This window comes from Limnospira sp. PMC 289.06, assembly GCF_032350395.1.
Classification (GTDB): domain Bacteria; phylum Cyanobacteriota; class Cyanobacteriia; order Cyanobacteriales; family Microcoleaceae; genus Limnospira; species Limnospira platensis.
Window position 1 is genome coordinate 1 of record NZ_JARPLC010000146.1, and the last position, 10492, is coordinate 10492.

The following is a 10492-nucleotide window of genomic DNA, read 5'->3' on the forward strand; positions in this document are numbered from 1 at the left end:
TCCCTTCTGTTTTATATTTACTCTCGTTGACGATTGCGCTATGACCCATAAGTCTCGCTCGCAACTCGATAGGTAGTCCATACTTTTCACTCAACAGGTTGTACAGTCTACGAAAAGCATATTTCTGGGTTACCGGACATTTCATAGAGGAAATGCGTTGACTAAACACGGCTTCAAATCCTGTAACTATGCTTTTGGGTTTACTGCCTTTTTTAGGGGTGTATTGAGGCAATAAAGGTTTTTTCAATTCTAGGAACTCAAACATTTCAGGGCTGGGAATTGGAGCAACAATCCTTCCCCCTGTTTTAATACTCACTTTCCGACCTTCTGAGTCAGTAAAGTAAACATAGTCACCTAGCACCAAGTAATTATCCTGATTATCGGGGTCTGATAGTGCTTTGATGATTACGCCATCTTCAGTTACAAATGGCTTAGTTAGATTAACGGCGGCGGCTATCTCAGTAGGTCTTAACCCGTACATTACCGCCATACCAGTCACCCATAACCAGTTATGTCGAGATGATTGATGTTGGTGATTTTTAATAGTATAGGCTTCTTGTTTGGTTTTAAACCACCAATCCTTAAATACATCAACAGCTATCCGTTGTTTCTTTCTGAATTGTGTTTGTTTGGCGTTAATAGGCTCAAGCTGTTTAAGCAAGTGTTCTTTGTTAGGTGATTTCTCAGCTATGGCTTTTAAGATGTAGTAACGTTCCTTGAAGGTTTTGGAGCCTACTAATTGTTCTCCATTCTGCAAGGGAATATATAGCATAGCCTTGAAACTCTCCCAGCTAGGATATTCATCCCAGTTAGGGAACAGCCTGAAATATGCCCCTTTAGTAGTGTCGTAAGACGCTAAGTCACTAGCGATATCGCGAGAACGTTTCCTTCCTGTGTTGCGGTTGTAACCCGCAAAATACTCATCCTCTAGTTGTTGGAATATTTCCCGATAGGTTATCAGATTATCCTCAATCTGGTTCTTTCCTGAGATAGTCGCATCGTACCAATCCCAAAATTCACTAGCGCTAGTGATAGTCCCTAGGGCTTCTGATACCAGTTTAGCTTTCTTAACCCCGTCTATCACCCCTTCTGGAGTACACTCAAGGTTAGCCGTTTTGGGTAGTCGTTTTCCGGTTGGTGGTTGCTTAAACTGCAATAGCAGATTGTACCTAGTCCCGGTCTTTTGAAGTTTGAGAGTTACCCCTTTGGGACATTCCCCCTTAAACTCCTGATAGGCTTTCAAGAATCTAGCGTAACTCTCATTATAGTTACCCTTTCCCCCTACAGTAGGGGTATCAGTAGCGTTACTCATTTTTTACTCACTTGTTACTCTGTTATGGCTTTGAGTAACACCTAAGTAACGGTAGAATAGGGGTTGTAGGCTATGTAGACGCTTTAATTCCAGTCGAGTGTTTAGTGAAGTGCTGTAGCCTGGGAATTGGTGGGGTGATTAAAGCCTTAAACCGTAAATATACTCATGGGAATAGGATGGGGGTTGGTCTCAGGTTTGATGGGGTGAATAATCTCGCCCGTCATGGGTATATGTATGGGAAAAATCTTTAAGTTATATTAAGGTTTGAATGGCTAGAGATTGGCTGTGGTAGGGGTGTTGATCGCCCTAAGAATTGTGGAAATTTGTATGTCAAGTTAAAAGGTTAAATAAATCGGAAGTAATCAGGGGTGAGCGGAATCTTGTTCTAGGATGGGAGCATAGCAATCACCTACATGGAGTATCTATGGATATGTTAGCAGAACAGGTCATGACTTTAACGAATAAAGTGGATGCGCTGTATGAAGTAGTCATGCAACTACGCGGGAATATTCCTAGGGATGATTATGGTTTTTCGGAAATGTTTTCATCGACTAGGACTGATGAAGAAGCATTGACAGATACCTGTGTGGTGATGGAAGAAGCAGATATCGATGCTCCTCAACACAATGGTAGATTATACGCAGTTCCTTGCCAATCAATTCCGGTAAAAGGTGAGGACTACCAGGGGACACACAAAGATATTTTAAGTGATGATTACTATGTCAATAGCAGCACTATGGTTAGCAAAGAAACCATGTTAAGTGCGGATGTTCAGATCCAGCGCTTGACAGCCCAGCTTACTGCTGCTTACAATCGCATTGCAGCCCTAGAAGAACAGTTATTGTCTAAGCGGATGCGTGCTTGAGAGGGTGAGGGGATCAGAGATGGCGAGCAAGTTGTTCGATTTGTGTAAGTAACTGGCTCGATGTCCATTGGCGGAACAAATAGGAAGCGATCGCACATCCTCCCGCACCGACACCTTCTTTAACATATCCTTGTTCAAATGCTTGTAGTTGGGGGTAATGGGAATGGGTAAAATCGAGTTGGGTTGCCAATAAGGGAACCGGACCGATCGCCTTTGCGAGTCCGACAGTGTCCCCTGTGGTATCTTCTGCGACCCAGCGAGTAGTACCAACAGCGACCCGTCCCGGACACCAGGAAAGATTTTTAGCAGAAGCGATCGCTTCAGCCAAAGCATAAACGGCCAGCATTTGGGTTCCCCCAGCCAAGAGAACCCCGACCCGGCGACTAGCAGCAATAGTCATAGCAGCAACGACAATTTGCATAGGGTCGCCAACAGCAGCAACCAGTGTCAGGGGATCGACTTGACCTGGGGTAATTTTCGCCGCCCGGAGTCCGGTGGTAACTATGGTTAATTTTTGGTCATGGTTACACTGGGGGTGGCTACTGTTGACTTTACCGGCGGCGGGAATTCCCAAACCCATCAACACAGCCAGGGCGGTGGTAGTTCCCCCGACGACACATTCTCCGATGATCACATAACTATGATCAGCCTCAGCCGCAATGCGATCGCCCCAAGCCAACCCAGACTCAAATAGATGTTGAACTATGGTAGAGTTCAAAGCAGCGCCGGAACTGAGGCAATTAGCGGGGACTCCTCCGAGATCGATGGTGGGTACAGAAGGAATTACGGGAACCCCAGCATTAAATAAATATAAGGGAATATTCAGCGCCGCCACTACGGCTCGCGAAATCAGGACGGGGGAAGCGCCAGCCACCAAAGGCGGTAAAGGATAACGAGGAGATGGCACAGGACCCAAGGCCAGAAATTCAGCATCTGCGAGATAGGTGCGGCGGCGATCTGCAGGATTGGCCCCAGCGGCGGAAATTCCCGGAATTAAACCCGTTTGGGTAAATCCCAAAACACAGGCAAAAATAGGCTTTTGATTGCGATAGTTGCGTAACCAAGCCTGACCATTACGGGGCTGTGTATAAATTCGGATTGCCATTATTCGTCATAGTCGAGCAAAATCTGTACCCAACGGGGAGGGCGGGGAATAGGACTTTTAAGGCGATCGAGCATCAACAGAGACACCAAATGCACCACAAACAGATAAACGATATTATTAGCCAAAACCATCAATACAGCGAAAATCTGAATAAATAGTAAACTTGGGGGTGCAAGTACCCCCAAGCGAATAAAGATAGACTCTAGCAGTTGTGCAATTTGGGTAGTGGCATAAACCCACAAATCCCGACCCAAGAGAATTGACAGCAACCAGTAACGGAAAAAGAAGCCAATAGCGCCAATTAAGGAGCCGATCGCCACAGTCACCGGCCACATAGCGCCTCGTTTCCACAAACCCCCCAGCACCACACCCATCCAACCATAGGGGATAACATAGAGAATGCTGCGTGTAGGACCCATTAACACGGTCAAAAGTAACCCAGAGGTTACAGCACCCATAATCGCCGCCCGTCGGTCCCAGCGCAAATATAGCAAGGCAATAGGTAGGGAGAAAAAGACTCGCAACAGAGGACCGAGGGGAAAGTAGTAGTTGATAAACCAAATCAAACTGGCGGTAGATGCGAGAAATGCTGTTTCCACCATAACGAGGGGGGACACAGAAGGGAAGCGATCGGATGTTTTAGGGGAAGGTTGGGGGCTATGGTTAGAAAAATCACTCATGCTATCAAGTTTAAATCACGGACGAGGTTAGGCAGGGCCATGGTAGGACCAAGACCGCTAACCTATTGTTAAACCAACATCCTCTCTAGGGCGTGAACATCGGGAATGCTGAGAAGATCGCGATCGCGATGAATTAATCCCTTTTTCTCAAGTTTACTGAGTACCCGAGTGACCGTTTCCCGAGCTAGTCCGCTCAAACTGCTGAGTTCTCGGTGGGGTAAATTAGGAATTGTGGTTCCTGATTCTGTGGTTTTTCCTTGTCCCTCCGCCAAAAACAGCAAAATATCTGCCACTCGTGAAGCACTATCTGACTCACGCAACCGTAACCGCCGATTGACTTGACGTAGACGGCGGCCCATTAACTGAGCCAACCTAATACCTGCCAATGGTTCAGTGTTAATCAGTTGGACAAAATCCTGAGCTGGCATATTGCCAATCATGGTTGGGGCGAGGGTGATTACATCTGTTGATCGGGGGACTTCATCAAGGGCTGCCATTTCTCCAAATAATTCACCTTTCCCCAAAATATTGAGGGTGACTTCCTTACCATCAAGGTTGTAGGTCCTAATTTTGACCCAACCATCTAAGATAAAATATACTGAGCTACCCCAATCATTCTCCAGCAAAATCACTTGATTGGGGGGGTGGCTTCGACCCACCACATGAGAGGTGGCTCTTTCGGCTACCTCCTCAGGTAAACCCTCAAAAAAGGCAGTCGAGAGAATCATCCGGGTGATATCTGATTGTGACTCGCGGGAGAAGTACCGATCTTCCATTGGGCTATGATGTTTGAAATTAGCGCTTATCCGTGGCTAGTTAGCAGGAGTTGTCCAATAGACAATTCACTGTCACCATTCACAGAGCCAACTTTAGTCAAACGATACCACTATTATTGTGGGGTTTCGATGTACTTAACTACAATAGCTAAGGTTTGACTATGGATTTAATCCAAGATTGGCTTTCATTATAATTGAGGGCATAAGCCTACACAGGTAGACTAACCAGGGATGAGTTGGGAACTAGATTGGCACAGGCAGGTTATCATTTTAAAGGGATATAGAGTCAAAATCACTGTATCCTAGCAAAATTAACCTAAATTGGATGTTCACTTACAAATCGGGCCTGGGGGTGGTTATCCCTAACTTTTGGCCAAGCATCGAGCTACGCTTACTCATTGGAACACTATTTTAAAGGTTAAATCTGGACTATTGAAACTCAAACTATATTGATATCCCGGTTAAATTTTCTCGTCAAACGCTAGTAAATTGAGGTCCCTCCCTTGACTTCTCATCAGGATCAAATTCAGACTCTTATTGCTGAAATTGACGAGGTACTGAGTCAACCCAGCCCCAGGCTACCTTGGGTGGCTTTTGGGGAAACCGTGACCCGCGCCCGTCAAGTGTTGCAGCGTGTTCGGAATTATCTCGTATCTCTTCAACAAGATATTGATGACTCTTCATTGTCCCTGAGATCTACAGGTTCCGCTGACCCATCATCTCTTTCGGAGTCCCAACAGCAGAATTTTTGGCAAGCCTTGCGGGAAGAAATGGGTTATTTGCGATCGCGACTTTCGGCTTTGCTAAAGTCTGAGGTAGAAGAGTTACGCCATGAGCGACAACTGCTATTACAGGATATCAGAGCTTTAGAACTGCGGCGACAGGAAAATCTGCTCTCCGTTGACCAATCCCACGACCAGCAGCAAATTATTACAGAGTTTCTGCAAGAATTGATGAATCGTCTTCAGGAAAGTCTCACTGAGAGTGTTAGCGAAACCCTCAGTAACCTGGAGGAACAGGTTATTAACGCCCTGCTGTTGGGGGATACTGTTCAGACTACCCCCAGTGAGTCCACTACGGCTTTGGGTCGTCGGGGAGGTGAAGGCGCAAACAGTAGCCGCGATGTTCGGGTTTTTTCTGATGCTGGTGGGGACTATGCGGAGGAGTTGGAAACTTCTAAGATGTTACCCCGACTCACTCCAGCCCAACGACTGGAACAAATGCGGACTCTACAGGCTCAGTCTGATCAGATGCTGATGACCCTTGATTCTAGTTTAAGTGTCATTTTTGAAGCCCTACAAAGCAATTTACAAACTTATCAGGAATCTCTGTCCCAAAATATTGAGAAAATGCACGGTTTGGGACAACAGGGAGAGGTGATTCTTTCGGCTTGGATTAATTATCTCACCCAGCAGTTGAGTCAGGCTACAACCTCTGAACTTCAATCTTCTATACAACTGCTTGACCTACAACCTAGACAGGGTACTCCCCCGCTTAAACCTAATGCGATCGGTCAGCAGGGGGTGGTTATGACTCCCGAAACTCAACCGTCTCCAGAGATATCTTCTGTTCCCGATCACGATGATTTCTTTCCTTTTGCGGGGGTGGAACTTCCCTTACCCACTAGAGTTTCCGAAACTCCCATCGAATCAAAACCACGACCGGAACCAAAAGAGGATATAGTCGCGGAAACTGCTGCTGATATCCCCCCTGAACCCGTAGATGAGGGGAATTGGGGTGCTGATTTATTCGGTGATGATGAGGCTGATGATAGTGATGATATAGTGGCGGAAACTGCTGCTGATATCTCTCCTGAATCGGTAGATGATGGGGGTTGGGATGCTGAGGATTTATTTGGGGATACCTCAGAGACATCTACAGAGACATCTACAGATTTATCAGAATCAGAACCTGATGAGGAAGATCTGAGGTTGGATACTCAAGATTTGTTTAAGGATACCCCAGAGGAAGAGCTACCAGTGGCGAGAGAAACTCGGAGAAATGTATCTTCTGCGGGGGGTGGAAATGGTAGCCAGTCAGACCCGTTTGATGGCTTCTCTGTGTCGGAAGAATTAGATTTATACGGAAGTTTACAGCCAGATGATGCTCAGGAACTTCTCTGGGAGGATGACGATATTTTGAGCGAAAATATCAATCAAAATCAGCCAGTAGAGATGAATAGAGACACGCCCAATCAAAAGGCTTCTCCATCTGCTAGTCAGGATACTTTTGAAGATTTTAGTAATATCTTTGAAGAACCCAATTTAAAGGAGGATGAACAGTTTATCTATGCTTCTCCTGATGAGAATTTGCTTCCGGGTGTTGATGATGGTAGCGATGATGATGAATCGATGGATTCTCGGCTGTTAGTTGATAAGAGTACCCTGGAACAATTAGAGGCAGAATTGGCTAGGTTAGAGAGCCCGGAATCTAATGAGATTGAAGATATCTTAGCTGAAGATATCTTAGCTGAAGATTCCGGGGAGGATTATCAACCGATTTCTATGCCTTCTGAGGAGGAAATGATTACTTTTGATAACTTGTTTGGCGAGCTAAATTCGAGTGTTAAAACATCGCGTTCTGCTGCTTCTAATTCGGCGGGTAAACCCGAAAAATCGGCAACTGTATCAGATAATCCTTTGACGGAATGGGGTGATTCTGATGTAACTCTTGATGATATCTTGAGCAGTTTTGAACAGGCGGAAAATCAATCATCATCAAAAATCGATGATAATGATGAATTTTTGAGTTTAGAATCTTTGAGTCAAGAAATGAGTAAAAGTAACCCGAAAAAACGCGATTAATTGAGGTGGAATTGGAGATGACAGGTTGTTGAGAATTGGCTGAAAATATTACCCTAAGCCTCAATACCTCTCCCCAGGTGGGAGAGGGACTGCGTGGGATGTATTACATGATTAATCAAGTAGCATATAGGAGCGATCGCACCTTTTAAATAATCGCCAAGCTACCACTAACTAGAGGGTGAGAAACGGCTATGGGGAAGGAGAATAAAGGAGCGATCGCTTTGGGGTGGGGATTTCTTGGGAGTTGGGGATTGACAATTGACAGGCTGTGATTGGTCGGTTTCAGCAATTGTTAAATTAATCTTAAAATTCTGGGTTTTTGACCGGGAATAATGATGGGAAAATCTTTATATTTATGATGTCAGCCGAGAGTGTATACTGTCTGACAGAGGATTTGGTTCGCGTCTTGTACAGCCGTTCCGCGATTAGCTACCCTCTCCAATAGGGGGTATGCTGTCAGTGGCGGGTTGTGCTGGCAGAATGATAGTAACACTAACTATAAATCGGTGAAATTCCATGTATACACTGCATCAAATTAACCTTAAATATCGGCCGCCACTAGCCAAATTACTAGGAAATAAAGGGATTTATAAACCCTGGGATTTCCGTAATTTGTTCAGGAGTTATGTGTTATGTCTAGTCCTGCTAGTTTTAATTGTATTCGGCTTTCCTGAACCGTCTCATGCTGATATAATAACCGTTGATGTTGCAGTGGAACAGAGCAAATATAACAATGAGTCTTGGGATGTATTAAATGGAGCCCCGGATTTGGCAATTTGTTTGTCTAATCAAAGATTGGGAACTGTTTGTATTCCTGATGGTTCTACACCTGACAGTATTAAGAACCCTAACTGTTCCAATTCTTATCTATGCAGATTTAGCCTCAGTGCGCCCCCAAATGCGGAATTTAAAGTTTCTGTAGTTGATGTAGATGTGATGTTCAATGATATAATAGGGGCGGGTTGGTGTCGTCAAGGAATGACTTGTGAAATCGGACAAGCTAAAGTAGCTATTAAGTGACGGTTAAACTTGTCTAATTGTTAGCCATAATAGTTAATGACTTCTGTGGTTTTTGATCAGAGTTTAATTTCGGTTCATGGTCAAATCTCAGAAGCGATCGCATAATGATATGGCTGTCCCAATAGGTGCGATCGCACTATGTTAAATAATCGCCAAGCTACCACTAAATAGAGGGTGAGAAACGGCTATGGGGGACCAAGTGGAAAGTGATTTCTCCAACAGCCACGGGTGTGAGTCCAGGGTTTGGGTCGGGGGGGGGTGGTTAAAAAACTTAACACAGTTCACAATTAATTTCCGCCCTGTGAGATAGTAAATTCTGAAGGCATTAGGGGTTAGATATCTGTTGTGTCGTTGAAGTATGCTCTGGTCCATGAATGGTTAACGCCGAAAGCCACAGGGGGGTCAGAGTTAGTGGTGCGAGAAATTCTCAAGCATATTGATGCCCAAGTTTATGCGCTGATTGATTTTGAATCAAGTAATCCTGAGAGTTATCTATATGGGCGAAAGATTGGGACCACATTTTTACAGAACTTTCCCTGGGCGAGAAATGGTGTACAGAAATATTTACCGCTATTACCGTTAGCGATCGAACAGTTAGACCTGCGGGAGTATGACGTAATTTTATCTTCATCCCATGCTGTAGCCAAGGGAGTGATTACAACGCCAGGGCAAAGGCATATTTGCTATTGTCACACTCCCATGCGCTATGCTTGGGATCTCACCTTTGACTATCTCAGAGGTAGCTCTGTCGGCTCAGGAGTCCCCGGTATGTTAACCCGTGTGTTGCTGCACCAACTACGGCAATGGGATGTGATTTCAGCCAACCGGGTTGATTATTTTATTGCTAACTCTCAACATACGGCTCGGAGGATATGGCGATGTTACCGTCGTGAGGCGAAGGTAATTTATCCCCCGGTGGCGATGGACAATATGAAATTTCAGGCCCAAAAAGAAGATTTTTATCTGACCGTTTGCCGTCTGGTGAGTTATAAGAAAATTTCCCTAATTGTCAAAGCCTTTAACGAATTGGGTTATCCGCTGGTAGTAATTGGTACAGGTCCTCAATGCGATCGCATCAAGAAAATTGCCAAAGACAATATCCAGCTTTTAGGTTGGCAAAGTGATCAGGCAGTAGGGGAATATATGTCCAAAGCCAAAGCATTTGTCTATGCCGCCTGCGAAGACTTTGGAATGGCGATCGTAGAAGCCATGGCTTGCGGAACACCTGCGATCGCCTATGGAGTAGGAGGCGCGACAGAAACCGTGCGAGATATTCGTAAATATCCCGACTCCGGGACAGGGTTATTATTTACGCCGCAAACAGAAACAGGTTTAATGGAGACAGTCCAAGTCTTTGAAAGTCTCAATGGGCAATTTCATCCGGAAATTATCCGAACTCATGCGAGTCAATTTGATCAAAGTCGGTTTCGGGAGGACTATCTTAATTTCGTAGATAAGTGTTTGAACAAAAATAGCGACGCATTCCCCCACCTCGCCGAACGGCAGGTGGGGGCAAAGGATCTGCCGATCTGACAAGCCTTGGGGTAACAAGCGCGTGATGGCACAAACCACATCAATCATCCGTACAGACCGATGGAATCTTAACCCGACAGCAGCAGCGCGAGTGCTTCTGAGCCAAACGGTTGAGGTCTCCCTAGGTGTCTGTCGGCATTTGATGGGAATTCTCTTAACCCATTGGCCGTCTATCGGAGGGTTATCGAGTCAAAAACGGGTTCTAGCCGTTGAGAAACTGATTCACCAAACCGCCAAGAACCCCAACCCCAAATACTGGCAATTTGACCAGACCTTTTACAAGTTCCCCAGCTACTATCGAAGGGCTGCCATCGTCTTCGCCGCTGGCCAAGTCAGTAGCTACATGACCCGATATCGGGAATGGCAATCGGGAACTCGTCAACGTCGGGATGCCAAC

General features: G+C 45.4%; 9 protein-coding genes and 1 pseudogene. 5 read left to right on the forward strand and 5 right to left on the reverse strand.

Going from position 1 to position 10492, the window contains the following annotated elements; genetic code table 11:
* The coding region (locus tag P5674_RS20780) for a recombinase (RefSeq protein ID WP_315670240.1) at positions 1-1312 on the reverse strand (1312 nt) is incomplete at its 3' end.
* A gap of 448 nt (positions 1313-1760) precedes the next feature.
* Between P5674_RS20780 and P5674_RS20785 the strand changes: the two genes are divergently transcribed.
* The gene (locus P5674_RS20785; RefSeq protein ID WP_231852129.1) at positions 1761-2177 is read left to right on the forward strand and encodes a hypothetical protein; all 417 of its coding nucleotides are present in this window, start codon (positions 1761-1763) and stop codon (positions 2175-2177) included.
* Positions 2178-2190: 13 nt separating this feature from the next.
* On the opposite strand, the gene cobT is transcribed toward P5674_RS20785, so the two are convergent.
* The 3 genes from cobT to P5674_RS20800 form a co-directional block, all read right to left on the reverse strand.
* Positions 2191-3282 carry a nicotinate mononucleotide-dependent phosphoribosyltransferase CobT gene (cobT, locus tag P5674_RS20790; protein ID WP_006617190.1) on the reverse strand — a complete coding sequence of 364 codons (1092 nt, stop codon included), beginning with the start codon at positions 3280-3282 and terminating at the stop codon, positions 2191-2193.
* On the reverse strand, positions 3282-3962 hold the full coding sequence (locus P5674_RS20795) for a DUF2232 domain-containing protein (protein ID WP_006617189.1): 681 nt from the start codon (positions 3960-3962) through the stop codon (positions 3282-3284). Before P5674_RS20795 ends, cobT begins: the two co-directional genes overlap by 1 nt.
* 68 nt (positions 3963-4030) lie before the next feature.
* Positions 4031-4738 carry a Crp/Fnr family transcriptional regulator gene (locus P5674_RS20800; RefSeq protein WP_014274911.1) on the reverse strand — a complete coding sequence of 236 codons (708 nt, stop codon included), beginning with the start codon at positions 4736-4738 and terminating at the stop codon, positions 4031-4033.
* Positions 4739-5241: 503 nt separating this feature from the next.
* On the opposite strand from P5674_RS20800, the gene P5674_RS20805 reads away from it, so the two are divergent.
* Positions 5242-7542 (forward strand): hypothetical protein, encoded by a 2301-nt coding sequence (locus P5674_RS20805; RefSeq protein ID WP_193520286.1) that lies wholly within the window; start codon positions 5242-5244, stop codon positions 7540-7542.
* Positions 7543-7687: 145 nt separating this feature from the next.
* Here P5674_RS20805 and P5674_RS20810 read toward each other — a convergent pair whose 3' ends face one another.
* On the reverse strand, positions 7688-7831 hold the full coding sequence (locus P5674_RS20810; RefSeq protein WP_006620749.1) for a hypothetical protein: 144 nt from the start codon (positions 7829-7831) through the stop codon (positions 7688-7690).
* Between the two features lie 227 nt (positions 7832-8058).
* On the opposite strand from P5674_RS20810, the gene P5674_RS20815 reads away from it, so the two are divergent.
* The 3 genes and pseudogenes from P5674_RS20815 to P5674_RS20825 all read left to right on the forward strand — a co-directional run.
* Complete coding sequence (locus P5674_RS20815) at positions 8059-8562, forward strand: hypothetical protein (RefSeq protein WP_187758303.1); 504 nt, start codon at positions 8059-8061, stop codon at positions 8560-8562.
* 345 nt (positions 8563-8907) lie between these two features.
* Positions 8908-10095 carry a glycosyltransferase gene (locus P5674_RS20820; protein WP_050856767.1) on the forward strand — a complete coding sequence of 396 codons (1188 nt, stop codon included), beginning with the start codon at positions 8908-8910 and terminating at the stop codon, positions 10093-10095.
* Positions 10096-10120: 25 nt separating this feature from the next.
* Positions 10121-10492 (forward strand): annotated as a pseudogene (locus P5674_RS20825) (IS200/IS605 family accessory protein TnpB-related protein); the annotation flags it as partial.

Excerpts from the sequence above, each read along its gene's own strand:
- P5674_RS20795 (WP_006617189.1), bottom strand. The coding sequence starts at position 3,962 with ATGAGTGATTTTTCTAACCATAGCCCCCAACCTTCCCCTAAAACATCC.
- P5674_RS20800 (WP_014274911.1), bottom strand. The coding sequence starts at position 4,738 with ATGGAAGATCGGTACTTCTCCCGCGAGTCACAATCAGATATCACCCGG.
- cobT (WP_006617190.1), bottom strand. The coding sequence starts at position 3,282 with ATGGCAATCCGAATTTATACACAGCCCCGTAATGGTCAGGCTTGGTTA.
- P5674_RS20785 (WP_231852129.1), top strand. The coding sequence starts at position 1,761 with ATGACTTTAACGAATAAAGTGGATGCGCTGTATGAAGTAGTCATGCAA.
- P5674_RS20815 (WP_187758303.1), top strand. The coding sequence starts at position 8,059 with ATGTATACACTGCATCAAATTAACCTTAAATATCGGCCGCCACTAGCC.